The sequence below is a fragment of the Mesorhizobium sp. M1B.F.Ca.ET.045.04.1.1 genome (assembly GCF_003952465.1).
GTDB lineage: Bacteria > Pseudomonadota > Alphaproteobacteria > Rhizobiales > Rhizobiaceae > Mesorhizobium > Mesorhizobium shonense.
Window position 1 is genome coordinate 6,339,741 of record NZ_CP034448.1, and the last position, 21,172, is coordinate 6,360,912.

20 protein-coding genes and 3 pseudogenes are annotated in these 21,172 nt (G+C 62.1%); 19 read left to right on the forward strand and 4 right to left on the reverse strand.

All coding sequences use genetic code 11. The features are described 5' to 3' along the window. Positions 1–458 precede the first annotated feature (458 nt). The 19 genes and pseudogenes from EJ071_RS31645 (at position 459) to EJ071_RS31740 (ending at position 15,548) form a co-directional block, all read left to right on the forward strand. Complete coding sequence (locus tag EJ071_RS31645) at positions 459–1,418, forward strand: zincin-like metallopeptidase domain-containing protein (protein WP_126101361.1); 960 nt, start codon at positions 459–461, stop codon at positions 1,416–1,418. Beyond that, positions 1,418–2,479, forward strand: a complete 1,062-nt coding sequence (locus EJ071_RS31650; RefSeq protein WP_126101362.1) for a toprim domain-containing protein — start codon at positions 1,418–1,420, stop codon at positions 2,477–2,479. Before EJ071_RS31645 ends, EJ071_RS31650 begins: the two co-directional genes overlap by 1 nt. A 352-nt stretch (positions 2,480–2,831) precedes the next feature. Next, positions 2,832–3,767, forward strand: a complete 936-nt coding sequence (locus EJ071_RS31655) for a DUF2493 domain-containing protein (RefSeq protein ID WP_126102799.1) — start codon at positions 2,832–2,834, stop codon at positions 3,765–3,767. Between the two features lie 205 nt (positions 3,768–3,972). Beyond that, positions 3,973–4,239 (forward strand): annotated as a pseudogene (locus EJ071_RS39740) (prevent-host-death family protein). A 15-nt stretch (positions 4,240–4,254) separates the two neighbouring features. Continuing rightward, positions 4,255–4,515 (forward strand): annotated as a pseudogene (locus EJ071_RS39745) (hypothetical protein). Between the two features lie 571 nt (positions 4,516–5,086). Then, positions 5,087–5,413, forward strand: a complete 327-nt coding sequence (locus EJ071_RS31675) for a DUF736 domain-containing protein (RefSeq protein WP_189521583.1) — start codon at positions 5,087–5,089, stop codon at positions 5,411–5,413. Between the two features lie 184 nt (positions 5,414–5,597). After that, positions 5,598–5,852 (forward strand): DUF2285 domain-containing protein, encoded by a 255-nt coding sequence (locus tag EJ071_RS31680; RefSeq protein WP_126101363.1) that lies wholly within the window; start codon positions 5,598–5,600, stop codon positions 5,850–5,852. 129 nt (positions 5,853–5,981) lie between these two features. Next, positions 5,982–6,269: a DUF6499 domain-containing protein gene (locus EJ071_RS31685; RefSeq protein ID WP_126101364.1), complete on the forward strand. Its 288-nt coding sequence runs from the start codon at positions 5,982–5,984 to the stop codon at positions 6,267–6,269. Further along, on the forward strand, positions 6,256–6,747 hold the full coding sequence (locus tag EJ071_RS31690; protein WP_245460046.1) for a DUF2285 domain-containing protein: 492 nt from the start codon (positions 6,256–6,258) through the stop codon (positions 6,745–6,747). The genes EJ071_RS31685 and EJ071_RS31690 overlap by 14 nt, the downstream gene beginning before the upstream one ends. Positions 6,748–6,874: 127 nt before the next feature. Then, complete coding sequence (locus EJ071_RS31695) at positions 6,875–7,156, forward strand: helix-turn-helix domain-containing protein (protein WP_126101366.1); 282 nt, start codon at positions 6,875–6,877, stop codon at positions 7,154–7,156. Positions 7,157–7,251: 95 nt separating this feature from the next. Further along, positions 7,252–7,770 (forward strand): DUF2840 domain-containing protein, encoded by a 519-nt coding sequence (locus EJ071_RS31700; RefSeq protein WP_126101367.1) that lies wholly within the window; start codon positions 7,252–7,254, stop codon positions 7,768–7,770. Continuing rightward, positions 7,767–8,309 carry a S26 family signal peptidase gene (locus EJ071_RS31705; RefSeq protein ID WP_126101368.1) on the forward strand — a complete coding sequence of 181 codons (543 nt, stop codon included), beginning with the start codon at positions 7,767–7,769 and terminating at the stop codon, positions 8,307–8,309. The genes EJ071_RS31700 and EJ071_RS31705 overlap by 4 nt, the downstream gene beginning before the upstream one ends. 69 nt (positions 8,310–8,378) lie before the next feature. Then, positions 8,379–8,714 (forward strand): DUF736 domain-containing protein, encoded by a 336-nt coding sequence (locus EJ071_RS31710; RefSeq protein ID WP_126101369.1) that lies wholly within the window; start codon positions 8,379–8,381, stop codon positions 8,712–8,714. Between the two features lie 111 nt (positions 8,715–8,825). Beyond that, positions 8,826–9,491 (forward strand): lytic transglycosylase domain-containing protein, encoded by a 666-nt coding sequence (locus EJ071_RS31715; protein ID WP_245460047.1) that lies wholly within the window; start codon positions 8,826–8,828, stop codon positions 9,489–9,491. 243 nt (positions 9,492–9,734) lie between these two features. After that, positions 9,735–11,474, forward strand: coding sequence for a VirD2 family relaxase/mobilization nuclease (locus tag EJ071_RS31720; protein ID WP_126101370.1), 1,740 nt, complete (start codon positions 9,735–9,737; stop codon positions 11,472–11,474). A 22-nt stretch (positions 11,475–11,496) separates the two neighbouring features. After that, positions 11,497–13,467 (forward strand): annotated as a pseudogene (locus tag EJ071_RS31725) (conjugal transfer protein TraG). A gap of 5 nt (positions 13,468–13,472) precedes the next feature. Further along, the gene (locus EJ071_RS31730; protein WP_126101371.1) at positions 13,473–13,928 is read left to right on the forward strand and encodes a CopG family transcriptional regulator; all 456 of its coding nucleotides are present in this window, start codon (positions 13,473–13,475) and stop codon (positions 13,926–13,928) included. A gap of 721 nt (positions 13,929–14,649) precedes the next feature. Then, positions 14,650–15,078 carry a hypothetical protein gene (locus EJ071_RS31735; RefSeq protein ID WP_126101372.1) on the forward strand — a complete coding sequence of 143 codons (429 nt, stop codon included), beginning with the start codon at positions 14,650–14,652 and terminating at the stop codon, positions 15,076–15,078. Positions 15,079–15,212: 134 nt separating this feature from the next. Continuing rightward, on the forward strand, positions 15,213–15,548 hold the full coding sequence (locus EJ071_RS31740; protein WP_126101373.1) for a hypothetical protein: 336 nt from the start codon (positions 15,213–15,215) through the stop codon (positions 15,546–15,548). 23 nt (positions 15,549–15,571) lie between these two features. Here EJ071_RS31740 and EJ071_RS31745 read toward each other — a convergent pair whose 3' ends face one another. The 4 genes from EJ071_RS31745 to EJ071_RS31760 all read right to left on the reverse strand — a co-directional run bounded on the left by EJ071_RS31745 (position 15,572) and on the right by EJ071_RS31760 (position 21,016). Continuing rightward, positions 15,572–17,191 (reverse strand): ABC transporter ATP-binding protein, encoded by a 1,620-nt coding sequence (locus tag EJ071_RS31745; RefSeq protein WP_126101374.1) that lies wholly within the window; start codon positions 17,189–17,191, stop codon positions 15,572–15,574. Between the two features lie 17 nt (positions 17,192–17,208). Next, positions 17,209–18,333 (reverse strand): ABC transporter permease subunit, encoded by a 1,125-nt coding sequence (locus EJ071_RS31750; RefSeq protein WP_126101375.1) that lies wholly within the window; start codon positions 18,331–18,333, stop codon positions 17,209–17,211. Continuing rightward, a complete protein-coding gene (locus EJ071_RS31755) occupies positions 18,326–19,249 on the reverse strand; it encodes an ABC transporter permease subunit (RefSeq protein ID WP_126101376.1) in 924 nt (307 codons plus the stop codon). The genes EJ071_RS31750 and EJ071_RS31755 overlap by 8 nt, the downstream gene beginning before the upstream one ends. Before the next feature lie 174 nt (positions 19,250–19,423). Next, positions 19,424–21,016 (reverse strand): peptide ABC transporter substrate-binding protein, encoded by a 1,593-nt coding sequence (locus tag EJ071_RS31760; protein ID WP_126101377.1) that lies wholly within the window; start codon positions 21,014–21,016, stop codon positions 19,424–19,426. Positions 21,017–21,172 lie beyond the last annotated feature (156 nt).

The following is a 21,172-nucleotide window of genomic DNA, read 5'->3' on the forward strand; positions in this document are numbered from 1 at the left end:
TCGAAAAGTACGCCTCTAAGAGCCTTATGTGAACGACACTAAACCTCTTATCCTGTGATTAGGACGCTCTGGCGTAAAAAACGGCGGCGCATAAGGCAGGAAGGTCTTATGAAAATCGCGCGGCCGTTCGATCCTGGGATCGTTTGCACCTGTCTGGAACGATGGTGAAAACGATCTCTTTGTCTGGACCTCTTGCCGCACTGCCGCTGGCCAGAGTTGCCGGACCGGGTAACAGTCGAGCCGGTGACCGGCTCTTGCCACGCCCTTGCCACGAACATCCTGGCGACGGAAGGCCGCGCTTACGAATACAGGGCGCGGGTTCTCAGGGGGCGCCGGATTGCTGCGCTGTGCCCTCCTGACAGAGGTGGGCCCCACAAAAGTGAGAGTGCGGATTGGCTTTTCCACGACGGGTCGAAAGCTGGGGAGAGTCCTCCAGCGCCTGTCGCGGAGCAATCACGATGTCCAGTCACCATCACCGACGCGGAGCCGCTGCCGGCCGGGCGAGTCTCTATCAGGAGATAACAGACAAGATCATCTCGGAGTTGGAGGCGGGTCGGCTTCCTTGGGTTCAGCCATGGGGGAGCGCGGCGGCCAAGGCGCCGCTTTCGCTGCCCCAGAACGCCAGCACCGGCAGAGCATATAGCGGCATCAATGTGCTTATCCTCTGGGGCGCTGTCGTCGAGCAGGGCTATACAGCCCAAGGCTGGCTGACTTTCCGCCAAGCCCTCGCGCTCGGCGGAAATGTTCGCGAGGGCGAGCACGGCACAACCGTCGTGTATGCCGATCGCTTTGTTCCTGACGATGAGAAGAAACGCGCCAGAGATACCGGCGAAGACGCCCGAACCGTTCCATTCCTTAAGCGGTTCACTGTGTTCAACGCCGAGCAATGTGAAGGTTTGCCGGCAGACATCGCAGTTTGCCCCCCACCGGATCCGGCCCTGATCGAGCCACGGGTCGAAGCCCTGATCAAGGCCACAGGCATCGATTTCCGCATCGGTGGCGACCGCGCCTATTACTCGCCAACCCAGGACCGCGTTCAAGTACCGCCGCCTCAAGCCTACTTCGAGCCTATCAACTGGCATCGCACGGCGCTGCATGAACTTGGCCATGCCACAGGCCATCCCTCACGTCTTGCTCGCGACTTCTCCGGTTCCTTTGGAACCAGAAAGTATGCGTTCGAGGAATTGGTGGCAGAAATCAGCGCCGCCTTCTCGTGCGCTGCTGTGGGTATCGTTCCGACCGTGCGGCATGCCGACTACATCGGATCCTGGCTGGAGGTGTTGCGGGAGGACAATCGCGCAGTCTTGCGCGCCGCCAGCCTGGCCGGCAAGGCGGCCGACTGGCTGCTTTGCCATCTGCCAGAAGAAATCGCGCAGCCTATCGAGGTGGATGCCGATCAGAACAGGAGGGCAGCCTGATGTCGCGGCGCGATCTCTCCGAACTGGCTTCCTGTCTCGGCCGACAGGCCGAGGCAGTGTGCCGACGCTATCTTTCCAATGGTCGTCGCGTAGGGCGGTATTGGGTGGTTGGCGATGCTCGCAACACGTCGGGGCGCTCCATGTTTGTGCGCCTCAGGGGACCGGATTTCGGCAAGGGCGCGGCAGGCAAGTGGACCGACGCCGCCACCGGCGAGCACGGTGACCTGCTCGACGTCATTCGCGAATCACTTGGTTTGATCGACGTCAGGGACGTTGCCGATGAGGCGCGCAGCTTTTTGTCCATGCCTCAGCCAACGTCCGATCCAGCCGAACGCAACACGCAAGCACCTCGCGCTGTAGCAGGCTCTGTCGAAGCAGCGAGACGGCTGGTTGCCATGTCGCAGCCGATCTGCCGGACGCTTGTCGAGACATATTTGCGTGCACGCGGCATAACGGCCTTCCACAAAACCGGCAGCCTTAGCTTTCATCCGCGCTGCTACTATCGGCCCGACGAGGACGGCCCGGCCGAAACCTGGCCCGCGATGATCGCGGCCGTTACCGACCTCAACGGGAAACTCACCGGTGCGCACCGTACCTGGCTTGATCCGAACGGTTTCAGTGAGGCTGGTCTCGGCCGAGCTCCCATCGACACGCCGAGGCGAGCCATGGGCGAACTGTTGGGGCACGCGGTCCGCTTCGGCATCGGCTGCGACGTGATGGCCGCCGGCGAAGGCATCGAGACCATGCTGTCGCAACGCTCGGTACTGCCCGCCATGCCGGCAATCGCGGCCCTGTCCGCGGGACATCTGTCAGCCATCCTTTTTCCTGACATGCTGCGGCGTCTTTACATCGCCCGCGACAACGATCCGGCGGGGGATAGGGCAACTGCGACCCTCATGCGACGCGCCAGCTCGGCCGGCATCGAGGCGATCGTGCTGACGCCGCAACTCGGCGACTTCAACGAGGATCTGCGTCTGCTCGGTTCCGATGCCCTCAGGGCAACCTTGCGGGTTCAGATGGCACCGCAGGATGTCGCCCGCTTCATGGTGCTCTCGGCCTGACAGGAAGAGACAGCGACAGGCGGCATGTCGCCGTCCTTGCGCTGATGGTGTTTCCTTGTCGGGAAAGGACCGGCCCACGGCCTTCCAGAGGGCGATCGGGCGACAGCCTGCCCGGACCGGCAATGGCTTCGCCAGGCTATTTTCCGGCGACCCTTTTCCACCCCATGCGGGCGGGCCGCATGGGGCCCCGTTTTCGGGCCTTTCCATCGCGAAGCAAAATAGCCAGGCTTCGCCATCCTCCACTGGCGTTCCGGCCCTGCGCTGATGCTGCGGGTGCAAGTCCGGACCGGCCGTCGCCTTCGTCGCCATGAAGGCCGCGATGGGCGCGGCCGATCCGCCGAAGGAAGCCGCCATGAGCAACCAGCACGACACCGAGTTCGAACTGCAACACGCATCGTCCCCAACCGATCACGTCCTCCAGGAACTCCAGCTCTACGGTTACCGTCCGTTCGAAGACGAACCAGATCCGCGACCGCTTCCGGAGGCCCATGTCATCGCAACCAGCATCGCCGACATTTTCGACGCCATGGTAGTGGCGCTGTCGGACACGCGCCTTGAGCCCGACCTGGAGGAACTGCTTTGGGGCACGGTAAACCTCTTCCATCGCGCAACGAACCGGATCGAACGCGAACTCGATGACAACGAACTCTCCCAGCGGCAGCTGCAGCGCGAACAGGACGGCTCCGAGGTCAAATCCGTGGAGCTGGAGCTCCTTATCGCTCAGGGGCGGACGTTCATCGAACGCCGCAACGCCTTCGAACTGATGCGCGACCAGGCTGCCGAGCACTTCGAGCGCCACACACACTCGATCTGGCGTCCACGTAGCGGCTCCATAGTCAATCACCGCAATCTGACGGCCGCGATGATCGACAGCCGCGAGTTCCTCGCCGCCAAGAAGCATGCCGACAATCAGGTCTTCCTGCCACCTGGCCCGAAGGTAGCCTTCACCGGCGGCCTCGACTTCAACGACTACGCTCTGATCTGGGCAAAGCTCGACCAGGCACGTGCCAAGCATCCGGACATGGTTCTGTTGCACGGCGGCTCGCCGAAGGGCGCTGAGTTGATCGCGGCGAAATGGGCCGACAATCGCAAGGTGCCTCAGATCGCCTTCAAACCCGACTGGACAAAGCACGCCAAGGCCGCACCCTTCAAACGCAATGACGCGATGCTAGATGCAATGCCGATCGGCGTCATCGTCTATCCGGGCACTGGCATCCAGGACAATCTAGCAGACAAGGCCCGCAGGCTCGGTATCCCAGTATATCGATTTGAGTCGGGCGGGGCATGAGCGCCGCCTACTTCAGGAGCCGGACACCGAGCCACCTCGGCAATGACGTGGCGGGCGAGGCTGCAGCGTAATCTAGGCCAGCCAAACCCTCGTATCGGCGGGCAAGCCCGAAGGCGCTCCGAATACATGCAGCCGGAAGGCAAAGCGGTTACCAACAATCCTATATCTATTTTACAGCAACTTTCAAATTCACAGGGCTGCCCTTATGCCCCAATCCGACATCTTCCACTCGACCAGCGATCTCTCCCGAAAGTCTGGCGACATCATCGCCGAAGCACTCCGCCATCCGGTGACGTCCCAGCGCAACAACCACGCCCGGTATTGCTCGATATCGAAGTCTACGAGCGGCGGCTGCGCCGGTCCGACCATCGGATGTACGCAACAATCGAGACAATGCCAGATGCCCTGTTCGGCGAGTTCGAGAGGCGCTGTCGACACCTACGCTCAAGATGACGAAGGCAGCCGGTCTTGAGTTTCCAGCGGCGATTTGATCCTGTTCTTTCCGATCACGACCAAGCAGCCGAGCCGAGCCGTTTCAGCGCAGATATTTCGCATATAGGAGCGGCGCGCTGGCCTTGATCAGGATCTCCACCTTTGGATCATTCTGGACGAGTTCAATACCGACATCGTCGGAAAATCGTTAGCTTGAACCCGATCCTCCAATTGGCCGTTTCAGAAAGGCATTCTTCCTGCCGCTGCTGCGCGATTTCGCCGGAAATCCTCCACCGAAGTTAGCCGCTTCGGATAAGTCACGAGCGTAGCGCACCACCTCATCGTCAAAACAATTGCAGGCACCTGACGAGTGGCGCGTGATGGGCACCAACCCCTAGAACGGGAGCGTTGGAACGCTGACTGAGGCGGCAAGCCCGAAGCCGGTGCCGGATACCTCATCATGAGGCGGAGCCTGTCCAGCTGGGCGCAGGCTGGCTCGGAGATGCGAACTCAGGCAATTGGACGCAGCTAAGAGGGGACGATCGGCTGAGCATCCGCTTGGCGGCTAGAGGAGGTTGCAATGGGTAGCCATCGCGACCCATCTGATACCGGCCGCCACACCGAGCGCACCTAAGCGGTCTCATCGATGGATGTATCTGGCCGAAGGGCGGCTCGCCTCGATCGCCTTCGACGCAACGGCGCACCACGACTTTCTTCCCCTGACGGCTGTGCCGTCATTCCTCGCGACGCAACAAAGTCGTCTCGCGCCGTCCTCCGCTGACCGCTTCGGCCCACGGGGTGCGCCGGCGATCGCCTCCGGCCTGTCGATCACCATCGAGACCGCAATGGTGCGGGCTCGAGACAGACAGGATCAAAGGAGATCTACAATGGCCACCATCGGCACCTTCAAGAAGTCCGGGAACAATGAGTTCACTGGCGAGATCGTCACCCTCAGCGTCCAGGCCCGCGGCGTGCGCATCGTACCCGAAAATCGCGCCAACGGCGAGAACGCCCCCAGCCACCGGGTCTTCGTTGGCCGAGTAGAGATCGGCGCCGCCTGGGCCAAGCAGTCCAATGAGGGCCGCAACTATCTTGGCCTCAAGCTCGACGATCCGAGCTTCACCGCCCCGATCTTCGCAAACCTGTTCGACGACGAAGACGGTGAGGGCTACAGCCTGATCTGGTCCCGCCCGAGCCGCCGCAACGCAGAATAGGAGGAAAACACCAGGTTCCGCCCAGGCCAACCGGGCGGAACCTCAAGTGGCCAACTGGAGTGGTACGGCGAACGGCCGGAGCGATGCCAGTACAGTATCGCATGACGCTCTTTGAGCGCCTCCACCGCGGAGGTGACATCTGTAAGATTCGTGTTTTAGGTCTCGCTTGTTGGGAATGAAAATCATGATTGAGCCGTTCGACGACACCGCTCCCACGGGGGACGAACTCACAGACTATGATCGCAGCCACGTTAAGCTCTACATGCGCTTGTTCGACGCCAATGCCGACGGTGCTGATTGGCGTGAGGTGGTCAAAATCCTCTTCGGGATCGATGCGGCAAAGGAGCCGCAGCGCGCTCGACATGTCCACGATACCCACTTGACGCGGGCGCGCTGGATGACGCGCACTGGGTACCGTCACCTTCTGCGCCCAAAATGACACCATAGCGAATATTTCCAGGGTGATGTTGAAAAGGCATCACGCGATGCGTTTAAGGGGCCTTCCACCAGTCGCCAGACTCGGGAATCGATTCGTGCACAACTTGCGGTTTTAGCGAGGAGCTGCACGATGAAGCTCGACACGTCGCATTGGCGAGACAACAGCAGCTACGAGTTCTTCGACGACCTTCCAATCGAGGGCTTGGCTTGGGAGTGTCTGCGCCGCTCAGGCTCTTATCAGCGGCACTATCTGGCCCTTGTGCGTGAGGGAATTGAAAGGGATCCTTTCCCAACCGAAGCCCAGAAACGCTGGGGGTTGCGATTTCGCGGCCCGGCCCGACTTGTCCGCGTTGACGCAAGACGTCCTGTGGTCACCTCTCGCCAACCCCGCGATGGTGACCCTCATGGCATCACCTGATTTCCTGTCGTCCGAGCCGCCCACGGCGCTCGCCGGGATTGACGTCCAACGCGACAGCCCGCAGGGAGCCCATGCCGTGCATGACAGCGGGATCGCAACGCAGCTTCTCCTGCTTCCAGGGACCGCGGCGAGCCGTTCCCTCACGGCCTTGATCCCGCTCGATTCCCACACGCTCGGACGCGTAGAGGCTCTCGTGCGTTTCTGGCGCTCCTGTCACAGGCGGCCCGTGCCGCCGGACACGCGAATGACGATTCAGCAGCGGAGCCGCCTGCGCCTGATGCTGCAGGCCTCCGATGGTCGCACGAACGGCGCCAGCTACCGCGAGATCGCTACTGCTTTCTATGGGACAGGACGTGTTGCCTCCAACCCGTGGAAAACCTCGTCCCTGCGCGACACCGTGATTGGTCTCGTCAAGAGCGGCGGAGCGATGATTGCTGGCGGCTACCTACAAATGCTGCGCCATCGTAGGCGGTCCTAACGACAGGGGGTGGCAATATCAGGACCCCAATCTTCCCCATCCCTAACGAAGCCGCTTTTCCGCCACCGTGATCGCAATCCACCGCTGAGCGCCAGCGGTTCACCGAAGCTCCACGGAGGCCCGACAAATGCGACCTGATCTAGCAGTTTTGCCGCCGCGCTTTCTTCGCACCAAGGAAGCCGCCGCGTTCCTTAGTCTGTCACCGCGTACGCTCGAAAAGCACCGCACCTACGGCACCGGTCCTGCCTATCGCAAGCTTGGCGGCCGCGTCGTCTATGGCGTTGACGACCTGCAGGCCTGGGCGCAGCGCGGCGCGATGACTTCGACTTCGGACCCGCGCGGCTCCGTGCTTCCAGCCAAGCGCCATTCACCAGCGGCTCCTGCGCCGGTCGGGCGGTATGGGCGCTGAGTTTCGTATGATCCGCGCAGCGGGTCCATCACGCGGGGCCCGCACCAACCGGAACAGCGCAACGCAATCACGCTCGCAAGATCAGGAGACAAACGATGGCCATCATCGTTGACTTCCGCTCAGGCGGATCGGCGCTCGGCGCCATACAGGACGAAGGCCTCATTCATGTCGAACTAACGTGGGTCGAGAACAAGATCGAGTACTGGATCCGCTTCGGTTCAGTCGCTAGACAGACAATACTCGACGGGCGCCGGCGCCTTGTTTCGTTTCGTCCTGGCACCGCCTTCGCCTTTGTTCGCTGGGCCGCCAACGACTTCGGCACAATCCTTTCCCGTGTCGATATCGTGCGCGCGGTCGCGCTGGGCGAAGCCTATCAGACGCTGCCTTTCGTGCGACCTGGCGGCGATATCCTGCTCAAGGTCGAAGGCGGGCCCAAGGTCGAGCGCGTGCTGCGGACGATCGACGGGATCGAGCAGCTCGGCATCGAGCCGGAATCGGTCTCGCCCGATCATTGGCGGCACGTCCACAACCAGATTGCGGCCGGCCAAGATCCTCGCGCCTATACGCTTGATCTTCATCGGGCTTACCTGCTGCGGCGGCAGATCCAGCCATGACTCGATCAGAAATCGCCGTTGTGACGGCAGTCGTGGCAACAGGCCTGGCCTGCACTGTTATCGAGACGGTGCCGCCGAAGTTCGTCTGGAATGCTTCGGCCAGCGCTCCGATCGGCTTCTATTGGATTGATAGCGGGTCGTTTTCGGTGAGCGATCTCGTGGCCGTCGAGCCGCCGGAATCGCTCGCAACGCTCCTAGCCTACCGGGGCTATCTACCAAAGGGCGTGCTTTTGCTTAAGCACATCCTTGCCATTTCGGGTCAAACCGTCTGTCGGAACAATCTCAACGTTTCAGTCGATGGCACTGAAGTCGGCACAGCACTTGTGCGCGATCGAAGCGGGCGTGACCTGCCGAGCTGGCAGGGCTGCCAACGCATCCCGCCAGGCGCTGTCTTCCTGATGAACCGTCAGGTCCGAGACAGCCTCGACGGTCGCTACTTCGGCTTCGTGACCACCGATCACATCATTGGCCGCGCGGTTCCGCTGTGGACCGACGAGCAAAGCGACGGTCGCTTTCAATGGCGTTCGCCAAGGCGGTGAGCGCGCCCCCGGGCAGCCTCTTGGTGCCGCCTTTCTTCACCACGGACCATCAGCCACAGGAGATTGGGCATGCCACAGATTGGAGAATTCACGCGCAATGAAGCCGGGTATTCGGGGCACACGCGCACGCTCAGCCTTGACCTCGACGTTACGATCGTCGCGGCCGAAGTGCGCGATGCGGGAAACGCGCCCGACTATCTGGTACACGCTGGCGTCGTGGACGGCCCGACGATTGGCGCCGGCTGGAAACGCTCCGGCGAAAAGGCGGGCGAGTTCGTGTCGCTGCAAATAAACGACCCGACCTTCGCGCAACCGATCCGCTGCAATCTGTTCCAGAACGGTGAAGACAAGACGTCCTGGTCCTTGCAGTGGTCGCGTCCGCGCGACCACGCCGAGAAGGACTGACCGATGTCGGCGCGCCGTCGGTCGAAGAACCAATCGGGGTCGCCAGCCACGCCTCGCCCCGCTCCATGGTCGGCTCTGGCATTGGTCTGCGGCCTTTCAATCACATGCTTTGTGCCTGCGGTCGTACTGGCGCAGAGCCCGACAGTCGTGACGCCGTCGGCGCGCAATCATTACGAAGCCCACATCGCGGAAGCGGCGAGGCGCTTCCGGCTTCCGCCCGCCTGGATCCGCGCCGTCCTTGGCGCCGAGAGTGCCGGCGACCTGCGTGCCACGTCGCGCAAGGGCGCCATGGGCCTTATGCAGATCATGCCCGAGACCTGGTCCGATCTGCGCGCCCGCTATCGCCTTGGCGGCGATCCTTACGATCCGCGCGACAACATCATTGCCGGCTCGGCCTATATTCGCGAGCTGCTTGATCGCTACGGATCGCCCGCCTGGATTGCCGCCTACAATGCGGGCCCTGGACGCTACGAAGCATCGTTGCAAGGGCGGCGGCTGCCAGCGGAGACGCGCGCCTATGTCGCCACCGTTGCGGCGGCCATTGGCAACGACGGCACAACGAAAGCCATCAGCCCGGCAACTTTGTCGCCGTTTGGCTGGAAGCACACGGCGCTCTTTGCCGCGTGGCCGAACGGCAGCCCGGCCTACCATATGATGCAACCGGGGCGTTCACCAGGTGACGTCTCAATGTCTAAGACAAAGGACGGACCGCTTAGGGCAGCACCGCCGCCAACTGGCCTGTTCGTGCCCAAAGCGAGTGCGAGGTCCACCCCATGAGACGTCCGGGCACCGTTTGCATCATTTCGTACTCAAGCGTGCCGTGGCGAGCGGAGCGGACAGGCACAGGCGCCACGACCGAGGGATGGCAGGATAAAAGGGCGCACATTGCGCCGTGGTCGAACGGCAGCGTTTGTCTGGCATTCGGGGCCACTGCGCACATTGTGGCCGCTCGGCGCAATTTGCGCCAATGGCCCAAACCCTTGTGTTTGGGCACTCCTGGCCACATTGCGGGACAGCGCCATGGCCGATGAGCGCGAGTTTCGCATTCGCCCCGGGCGCATTCGCTCGACTAGAGCCCAGCAGGCACGGCCCTTCATCGCCCAGGCGCTGGCCGCGGCAAGAAAAGCCGGCGGTGGCATCTCGCGCTCGGGACGAGTCATACCCGGCAACCGCTCCCGCTTTGGCCACGGTCAGCGCGCCAGCATCCAGGCCAATCGCCTGATCACCTCGCGATCGCGCGGCGCAGTCGTCAAGGCGCGCGTTGTCCGTCGTTGCGTACGCGCAACGCCACTTGCCAGGCATCTCAGCTATCTGCATCGCGAAGGCGTGACCCGAGACGGGGAGAAGGCAAGGTTGTTCGGACCGCAGGCGCAGAATTCCGATGGCGCGGCCTTCGCCACGCGCGCCGAGGACGATCGGCACCATTTCCGCTTCATCGTCTCGCCGGACGACGCCCTCGATATGATGGACCTCAAATCCTTCACCTGCGATCTGGTCCGGCAGATGGAAAAGGACCTCGACACGCGCCTCGATTGGATCGCGGCCGATCACTGGAACACCGAGCATCCACATGTTCATCTGATCGTGCGCGGCGTTCGGGACGACGGCCAGGACCTGGTCATCGCACGCAATTACATCAAGGAAGGGATGCGCGATCGGGCGCGCGATCTGATTACCCAAGAGTTGGGGCTGCGTACCGATCTCGACATCCGCCGCTCGCTCGAAAGCCAGATTGCGGCGGAGCGCTGGACACAACTCGATCGCCAGTTGGTTCGCGATGCCCGCGACACCGGCGTCATAGATCTCGCCCCATCTGCGCATAAGCGGCCGGATGAGTATGACACGCTGAAGCTCGGCCGTTTGCGCAGGCTCGAAGCGTTTGGTCTTGCCGATCAGGTTGCGCCAAGCCAGTGGGTGATTGACGAGAAGGCCGAAACAACGCTGCGTGAACTCGGTGAGCGTGGCGACATTATCAAGCGGTTGCACCACGCGCTCACCGAGCGCGGCATCGAGCGCAGCCCAGCAAGCTACGTGCTCGCCGCCGAAAGCCTCGACACACCCGTTGTCGGCCGACTGGTCGATCGCGGGCTCGATAACGCGTTGAGTGGCACTGCATATGCCGTGGTCGACGGCATCGACGGACGCATACACCACATCAAACTTGGCGACCTGGAGGCAGCAGGCGACAGCCCGCCGGGCTCGATTGTCGAACTATACAAGTTCGATGACGCAAGAGGCCAACGTCGTGTTGTGCTCGCCGTCTGCTCCGATCTTGGTGTGGATGAGCAGGTCATGGCATTGGGGGCGACCTGGCTCGATCGGCAGAATATCGCGCGAGAGCCAGTCTCTTTGTCCGACGGCGGCTTCGGCGCCGTAGCACGCGAGGCCATGAGGGCCCGCTCTGATCACCTGGTCGAACAGGGACTCGCCGAGCGGCAAGGCAGGCGGGTCGTATTCACCAGCAATCTGATCGATACGCTGCGCCGCCGGGAACTTGACGTGCTTGGTGGGAAGCTCGCGGCCGAGACCGGACTGCCATTCAGCCACGCCGCCAGCGGCGACTTTGCTGCCGGAATGTACCGTCGGCGGATCACGCTCGCCTCAGGCCGCTTCGCGATGCTCGACGACAGCCTCAGCTTTCAGCTCGTGCCGTGGACGCCCTCGCTCGAAAGGCAACTCGGCCGGCATGTCTGCGGTGTCGTTCGCGATGACGGAAGCGTCGACTGGAGTTTTGCCCGCAAGCGTGGGCTCGGTCTCTGACAAAGAAGAAGAAGGAGCTTTTATGTCCGCCACGAAAATCCTCTGGGGACAGATCCTCACCATCGTCTTGATCATTCTGGTGACGACCTGGTCGGCGACACAATGGACCGCATGGAGGTTGGGCTTCCAGGCCCAACTTGGCCCGCCCTGGTTCGATCTCGCAGGCCTGCCCGTCTACTACCCACCCGCCCTGTTCTGGTGGTGGTATTTTTATGATGCCTACGCGCCTACCATTTTCGTGGAGGGCGGACTGATCGCCATGTCCGGTGGCTTCCTCTCGATCATTGTTGCAATCGGCATGTCGGTGTGGCGCGCACGCGAAGCCAAGAATGTCGTGACCTACGGTTCGGCGCGATGGGCCCATTGGACAGAGGTAAAGGCCGCCGGGCTGCTCGGCACCGACGGCGTGGTGCTAGGCCACTATGAGCGCCGTTACCTCCGCCACGACGGTCCGGAACACGTGTTGTGCTTTGCCCCGACCCGATCCGGCAAGGGCGTCGGCCTGGTGGTGCCTTCGCTGCTGACCTGGCCGGGCTCAGCGATTGTCCACGACATCAAAGGCGAGAATTGGCAAATCACCGCCGGGTTCCGTGCTCTGCACGGTCGTGTCCTGCTTTTCGACCCCACCAATTCAAAATCGTCGGCCTACAATCCTTTATTGGAGGTGCGCCGTGGTGAATGGGAGGTCCGCGACGTGCAGAACATCGCCGACATCCTCGTCGATCCGGAAGGCAGCCTGGAAAAACGAAACCATTGGGAAAAGACCAGTCACGCACTGCTGGTCGGCGCGATCCTCCACGTCCTCTATGCCGAGAAGGACAAGACGCTCGCCGGCGTCGCCGCCTTCCTTTCGGACCCGAGGCGCCCGATCGAGTCCACGCTGGCGGCAATGATGAAGACCGCCCATTTGAGAGAAGCAGGCCCGCACCCGGTCATAGCCAGCGCGGCGCGCGAACTGCTCAACAAATCTGACAATGAGCGGTCAGGCGTGCTCTCCACGGCGATGTCCTTCCTCGGCCTCTATCGTGACCCCGTCGTCGCCGAGGTAACGAGCCGCTGCGATTGGCGGATCAGCGACATCGTCGGCGGCATCAAACCAGCGACACTCTACTTGGTCGTGCCGCCTTCGGACATCAATCGGACCAGCCACTCATCGCCTTATCCTCAACCAGATTGGACGTCGCCTGACCGAGGAGCTTCAGGCGAAGAGCAATCGGCATCGGCTTTTGCTCATGCTCGACGAGTTCCTGCGCTCGGTCGCCTCGACTTCTTCGAACCGCCTTGGCTTTCATGGCCGCTATGGCTGAAGAGCTTCCTGATCGCGCAGTCGCTTAACCAGATCGAGAAGGCCTACGGCCCGAACACTCCATCCTCGACAATTGTCATGTGCGCGTGAGCTTCGCAACGAATGATGAAAGGACCGCCAAACGTGTGTCTGACGCGCTCGGCACTGCAACCGAGATGCGGGCGATGAAGAACTATGCCGGCCACCGGCTTCGCCTGGCTCGGACATTTGATGGTGTCGCGGCAAGAGACAGCCCGCCAGTTGATGACACCTGGCGAGATCATGCAGCTTCCGCCGAGCGACGAAATCGTCATGGTGGCGGGCACACCACCGATCAGGGCGAAGAAGGCACACTACTACGAGGATGCCCGCTCCGCGATCGCGTCCTGCCGCCGCCCGAGCTGACCCGATCCGAGAAGGCTCGACCTTGCGATTGGAGCAGCCTACCGATCCTGAACGCCTGAGGTCGATGAAGCTCCCGACACGCACGACGGGGAAGTTCCGATCGGGTCCGAACGGCGCCAACAACCCGAACTGGAGCGTGGGCAGCCGATCGAGAAAGCCGCTCCGATCGAAAAGGAGTTCGAACTCGACGCGGCCGGCGACGACACTGACGACGATGCGGTCCACAATCGTCGCCAGGCACGCCTCATGCAGGGAGTCGCCAGGCAGGTTTCTCTCGATCCCAATGATGGCATGGGGGTCTAGGCGCCATGGCCGATCGCAAGAAGAAAGTGCAGATCTCCGTCTATCTGGATGCGGCCATCATGAAGATGCTTGCGGACTTTGCGGCGCGGCGGGAACAATCCCAATCCATGATCGCGGAGGCGGCGATCGCGTCGTTCCTGTCGCCGGATGCCGAGGAACGTCGTGAGGCTGCTATCGCCAAACGCCTCGATTCAGTTGATCGCCGCCTCACCCGGCAGGAGCGCGATATCGGTATCGGGATCGAAACCCTGGCGGTGTTCGTGCGGTTCTGGCTCGCGACCACGCCAGCTTTGCCGGAACCTGCGGCACAGGCGGCTCGCGCCAAGGCGGCCGAACGCTATGAGGCTTTCGTCGCGGCCTTGGGCAGGCGTTTGGCCAAGGGACCGAAACTGCGGCAGGAGATATCGGAGGATATCGATCCAATCGACGGCGAGAAAATGCCGCCCCCAGCCGGCGTGTAGGCCCTTGTTCGCGCCGGCAGCTCATCGGGTTCATAGCCGCCATGCACCACTACGACCCGAAACAACAATGGGTTAGGTCAATCGGCCACCCATCCCAACCGGATACACCCGAGTCATGACGCGGCGTCTGCCAGCGCTTTTGCCCCGGTTACTTTCAGCCCTCCATCTCCCTCCCGATATTCGCCTGAAGCCATGCGCGCAGGCCGGCCATCCGATCCTAGTCGCCGCATTTCGTGCCTTCAGGTTCTGCCATTGCTCTCGACAGTGACACGGTCATCCTTGACGGCACGCATATCCGCACTTCAAGCAGGGGTATGCAGATCGCCCTTGCGGCAGGACTCGATCGAAGGCCGGATCAGCGATCAACGCCGGCAGTATAACTGCGATCCATTTTTCTAGCTTTGAGGTGTGCAAAACATGCCTTCCACATGACGTTGGTCACCACCGACCGTGACCTTCGTCAAATGTTTCCGCTCCTTGAGCCACGATAGGAAGCCATATGCGCTCCTGTCGCGACTACCATCGACAGAGGTCCGCACATCGTTCTCAGGTCGGGCCGCCGCTCTTGCCGCGGCCACGAGCCTTGTGTGCTTGGCTGCGATCTTCAATCGCACCAAAGGTCAGCGGACGATCCGCATTTTTTTTGCAGACGAGAGCGCAGCCTGGAATTCGTTCTCGAAAATTCTCCAGACCGGCGGGCTACATTCGAAGGGAAAGTGCCATGCAGGATTTGCCTAGAAACATCGATGCCGACGTCGTTATCGAAATCGGGCGCATACTCGATGATGCGCCCGAGGAGGCGGGGATTTCGGTATCCGAGACGATCGCCGAACGCCGCCGGCATGCTTCGACCAATATGACCGACGAAGAGCTCGAGACGCTGATCGTGCGGATGAGCGGTCGGCGCGGCCGCGCCGTGATCTTCGATGGAGAGGCAGACAGGGCCACGGCGGCCAGTCCCGCCCGGAAGATCCGCCTGAGAGTTTTTGGTGGAAGCGTCTGCGACGTTGCCTGCGTCTTCGGATTGAATCGATACTGTAAGATCCAGGACGGCTGCCCAGTTGCATCATATCAAAACCGCGCCATCTCGCGCTTGGCGTCTCGGTCTCTTAGGAAGATAGGATGCTTGTCTTCCCGTCTCCCGCATTAACCATTCAGCACCGAATGGCGAGCCTGAATGGCTGCTGCCGGCCATTGTGCTCGACAGCGCGCTCTTACTTTGACCTAATGGCATCCTGCCCCAGTTCGACGGAATCCAAGCCATCGGCGCGGCCAGGTAGGAGAATGAAGTTCACGCCGACTTCCATTTTGCCGGTAATCGCGACGCTGCTTTCCGCCGCGGGCTGCTCATCGACTGTCGCGTCGATCGATCCAGCGAAATACGACAGGATGAGTTGTGCCGAGCTCAACAGCGCGCTCGGCGACACCGCCACCGATATCTCACGGACTGCCATCAGCCGCGGCAAGGTCGCCAATACCAGCGTGCCGAGCTGGCTGCTCGGCGGCGAGCGGGTCAAGACGGTTGTGACCAATCGCGATACCGCCCGAATCGAAAAGCTGCAACAACAGCAGCAGGCGATCGTCGCGGCAAGGAAGCAAAGGTGCCCATCCTCGCAATGAGCTAGCAGCGACCGGTGGCGGACTTATGCGCTGATCCGGAACCTGGTCGTATCGATCGCCGCGTTCATCAGCGTTTGCGTGTAGGCCTCGCGCGGATTGCCGAAGATTTCTTCCGTCGGCCCTTCCTCGACGATCTTTCCCTGCTTCATGACGATGATGTAGTCAGCCATGGCGCGCACCACCGCGAGGTCGTGGCTGATGAAGAGATAGGACAGTTGGTGATCGGCCTGCAGCTTGCGCAGCAGCTCGACGATCTGCTTCTGCACCGAGCGGTCGAGCGCCGAGGTCGGCTCGTCCAGCACCACCACCTTTGGCTTCAGGATCATGGCGCGGGCAATCGCGATGCGCTGGCGCTGGCCGCCGGAAAATTCATGCGGATAGCGGTTACGCGCATTGGGGTCGAGGCCGACCTCGCGCAGCGCCTCGACGGCGCGCTGGTCGCGCTGCTTGCCGGTCAGCGACGGCTCGTGCACCAAGAGTCCTTCGGTGATCACCTGGCCGACCGTCATGCGCGGCGACAGCGAGCCAAACGGATCCTGGAAGACGAGCTGCAATTCGCGCCTGAGCGGTCGCATCGCATGGCGATCCGCTTCCGAGATGTCGCGGTCGCCGAAGCGGATCACGCCATCGCTGGGCAAAAGCCTCAGCAGCGCGCGGCCGAGCGTCGACTTGCCGGAGCCGGACTCGCCAACGATGCCGATGGTCTGGTTTCGCTTCAGCCGGATCGAGATCTTGTCGACGGCGCGCAGCATCAGCGGCTCGCCGCCGAGGAAGCCGCCGCCGATCCTGAAGACCACTTCGACATTCCTGCCTTCGAGCAGCACCGGCGAACTGGCGGGTGGCGCCGCCTTGGTGCCGGTCGGCTCGGCCGCGAGCAGCATCTTGGTGTAGGCATGCTGCGGGTTGGCGAAGAGCGCTTCCGCATCGCCCTCCTCCACCACCTCGCCCTGGCGCATGACATAGACGCGGTCGGCGAAGCGGCGCACGATGCCGAGATCGTGGGTGATGAAGACGATGGCCATGCCGAGCTTGCGCTGCAGCTCGGCAAGCAGCATCAGGATCTGCGCCTGGATGGTGACGTCGAGCGCGGTCGTCGGCTCGTCGGCGATCAGGATATCGGGATCGTTGGCCAGAGCCATGGCGATCATGACGCGCTGGCGCTGGCCGCCCGACATTTCGTGCGGGTAGGACTTCATCCGCCGCTCAGGATCGGGGATGTGCACCAGCTTGAGCAGCTTCAGCGCCTCTTCACGCGCCGCCTGGGCATTCAACCCCCGATGCCGGCGGATCGGCTCGATCAGCTGGTTGCCGATGGTGTAGAGCGGATCGAGCGAGGTCATCGGCTCCTGGAAGATCATGCTGATCTTGCGGCCGCGAACCTTGTTGAGCTCGCTCTTGGTCATCTCCAAAAGATTGCGGCCGCGATAGTCGACCGCTCCGGTCGCTTCGCCATTGGAGGACAGCAGGCTCATCGCGGCCATCATCGTCTGGCTCTTGCCGGAGCCGGATTCGCCGACGACGGCGACCGTTTCGCCGGCATTGACCTTGATGTTGATGCCCTTGACCGCCTCGACCGTGCCGTCGAGGGTCTGGAAGCGGACGCGCAGGTCCTTGACGCTGAGGATCGTTTCGGAAGCGGTCATTTCAGCGATCCCCATCTTTACCGATCTTTTGGGTCGAGCGCGTCGCGCAGGCCGTCGCCGACGAAGTTCAGCGCGAACAGTGTCGAGACGAGGAAGAAGGCCGGGAACAAAAGCAGCCAGTTGGCATAGCCGATGTTCTTGGCGCCGACCGAGATCAGCACGCCCCAGCTGGTCATCGGCTCCTGCACACCAAGGCCGAGGAAGGACAGGAAACTCTCAAGAATGATCACCTGCGGTACCAGCAGCGTCATGTAGATGACGACCGGGCCGAGCAAATTGGGAATGACGTGGCGCACGAGGATGCCGCGCTGGCCGACGCCCATCGCCTCGGCGGCCTGGACATATTCCTGGCGCCGGATCGACAGCGCCTGGCCTCGCACGATGCGCGCCATGTCGAGCCACAGCACCGCGCCGACGGCCAAAAACATCAGCACGAAGTTGCGGCCGAAGAACACCACCAGCATGATGACGAAGAAGATGAAGGGCAGCGAATAAAGCACGTCGACGATGCGCATCATCACCTCGTCGACCTTGCCGCCGGCAAAGCCGGACGTCGCGCCGTAGATCACCCCGATGACGCCGGCGACGACACCGGCAAGCAGGCCGATGGCGAGCGAGATGCGCCCGGCCATCAGCGTACGAGACAAGAGATCGCGTCCCGTGTTGTCGGTGCCGAAGAAGAAATATTGCTGCTTGATGGCGGAGCTCATCGTCACTTCGAGCCCATCGGGCGACTTGCTTTCGATCCTGGTGTCGTCGAAGGCGTCGGAGCGGTCGAGATAGCGGATGTTTCGCTCGTCGACCGGCTTTTTGGAGGTGACGGTCACGATCACGCGGCTGCCGTCCTGATGCCATTCCTTGATGTCGACGCGCATGCGCTTGATGGCGTCGGTCAGCGCGGTTTGGATCATGTCGGGCTTTGGGTAGGCCGAGAAGCTCGGCGGCGTGCGCACATAGTCGCCGTAGATGGTCGTGTATTCATGGGGCACTGCCGTCGGGCCGAACACGCTGATGACGGCAATGAACGCCAGGTAATAGAGGCTGAACATGGCGGCGCGGTTATGCTTCAGCCGTGCCCAGGCATTACCCCAGAGCGAGCGGCCGACGATCGGCTCCGGAACGGCGACGGCAAGGTCAGTCATAGCGCACCCTCGGATCGACCACCGCGTAGAGGAGATCGACGATCAGATTGAAGACGATGGTGAAGAGCGCGATCACCACCACGGTTCCCATGACCAGCGTGTAGTCGCGGTTGAGGGCTGCATCGACGAAATAGCGGCCGACGCCCGGAATGGAGAAGATGGTCTCGACAATGATCGAGCCGGTGAGCAGCGCCGCCGCCGCCGGGCCGGTGAAGGAGACGATCGGCAGGACGGCGCCGCGCAATGCGTGCTTGACCACCACCGACCAGTCCGACAGGCCGAGCGCGCGGGCGGTGCGGATATGGTGCGAGCGCAGGCTTTCGATCATCGAACCGCGCATCAGGCGGGCGACGATGGCAATCTGCGGCAAGGCGAGCGTCAGCACCGGCCCAACCTTGTTGATTAAGGCGCCGTCGCCCCAGCCGCCGATCGGCAACAGCCTCCAGGAAAGCCCGAAGACGAGCTGGATCACCGGCGCGGTGACGAAGGTGGGGATGGTGCTGCCGGCGGTGGCTAAAGCGATCACCGAATAGTCGGCTATTTTGTTCTGGTTGAGCGCAGCGATCGTGCCGAGGATCGAGCCGAGCAGCAGCGCCAGCACCAGTGCCGAGGTACCGATCTGCACCGAGATCGGCAGGCCCTTGGCGAAGAGTTCGGTGACGGTGAAATCCGGCAGGTTGTAGCTCGGGCCGAAACTGCCGCGCAAAAGATTGCCGAGATAGTGGACATATTGCAGCCAGAGCGGATCGTCGAGGCCGAACTGGGCTTCGAGATTGGCCCTGATCTCGGGGCTCAAGCCCCGCTCCTGGTTGAACGGGCCGCCTGGCGCGACGCGGATCAGGAAGAACGCCACCGTCACGATGACGAATAGCGTCGGGATGGCGGTCAATAGCCGCCGGAAGACATAACGCAGCATCGGCGCCCCGCTTCAGCCAGGGCGACGGCTCTCCAGACGAGATCGTGGCGCGCTGGCATCTCTGATCTTCGCACCGGCATTGCCGAAAATCCAATCAGACTTTCGGCCCGGCGCGACGACAGACCGCGACCGCCGCTCCCAAAACGGGAGCGGCGGCACGGCCAAGGTTCCTTGTCAGTCCTTGGAGATGAAGCGGGACGGATGAATGTCCATCACATTGTCTTCGAAGCCATGCAGCTTCGAGGAAACGATGTCGTGGTAGCTGTAGTAGAGCAGCGGGATCTGGCCGACATCGTCGACGAGGATGCGCTCGGCCTCGGCGAGGTCCTTCATGCGCTCCTCAGGCTTGCCGCCGGCGGCGGCTGCCTTGTCCATCGCCGCCTCGTAGGCCTTGCTGTCGTAGTTCGAGTAGTTGTTGCCGCTCGCCTTGCGCGAGATGCCGAGGAAGGTCTCCGGGTCCTTGTAGTCGGCGATCCAGGCGGCGCGGGCGACGTCGTAGTTGCCCTTCTGCTCGAGGAAGCCATAGTGGGTCTTGGTGTCGGTGTTGAGCAGCGTCACCTCGATGCCGAGCGGCTTCAGCTGTTCCTGGATGGCGACCGCCGTGTTCTTATGGTTCTCCGAGGTGTTGTAGCGGATTTCCATCTTCAGAGGATGCTCAGGCGTATAGCCTAGCTTTTCCAGGATCTTCTTGGCCGCGTCCTCGCGGTCGATCTGCGACATGTCGGCGTATTTGGCCAGAGCCGGCGTGTAGCCCTCGATGCCCGGAGGCACCATCGAATAGCCGGGCAGCATCGAGTTCTGCCAGACCTTCTCGGCGAGGAAGTCGCGATCGATCGCCATCGAGATGGCGTTGCGCAGCTCGACATTGTCCCAAGGCGCCTTGTCGGTCTTGACCGCATAATAATAGGTACCGAGATATGGCCCGACACGGACCTGGTCACCGAATTTGGTTTTGAGATCGGCGAGCTGTTCGGTCGGCAGGTCACCATAACTGTCGAGTTCGCCGGCCTCGAAGCGCTTCATCGCCGACGAGCGATCCTCGGTCGGGATGTAGTTGACCACGTCGAGCTTGACGCTCGCGGCATCCCAGAACTTCGGGTTCTTGACCAATTTCATATGGTCGTTGGGAACCCACTCCGCCAGCGTATAGGCGCCGTTGGAGACCAGCTTGCCCGGCTTGATCCAGTCGGCGCCGAGCTTGTCAATGGAAGCCTTGTTGACCGGATAGGTCGCCTGGTGGGTCAGCATCTCCAGGAAGTAGGGCGTCGGAGCCTTCAGCGTGACTTCCAGCGTGTTGGCGTCGACCGCCTTCACGCCCATATCCTCGGCCTTGCCTTTCTTGGTGTTGAAGTCCTCAGCGCCCTTCACCGGATAGAGCATGGAAGCGTATTCGGCGGCGGTCGCCGGATCTTCCAGCCGATGGAACGAATAGACGAAGTCGTCCGCCGTCACCGGGCTGCCATCCGACCAGAGGCCGTCCTTGCGCAGCTTGAAGGTGTAGATTGTGCCGTCGTCGGACACCGTCCAGCTTTCGGCGGCGCCCGGAATGAGATTCGTCTTCTGGTCATGCATGACGAGGCCCTGGAACAGGTCGCGTATAATATCGGCTTCGTAGACCGTCGACGTCTTGTGCGGATCGACCGTCTCCGCCTCAGCGGCGGCTCCGCGGTTGTAGACGGTCTCGGCGAAGGCCGGCGTGTAGAAGGTGCCGGCGGCCAAGGCCATGGTGGTGGCGAACACAGTCGCCTTCAGCAGATTTTTCAGCATGAAGTCTCTCCCTTTGGACGCGGCCCCTCAACCACGCCTTGAGTGTTGACGCCCCGGAACCGTCCAACGGGTTCCTTTTGAGCGCGCCGCCGGTCCCTTCCGGCGGCTGGTGGCGGGAGACTAGACAGAGGATCATCTCATTTCAACTGCCCGCTG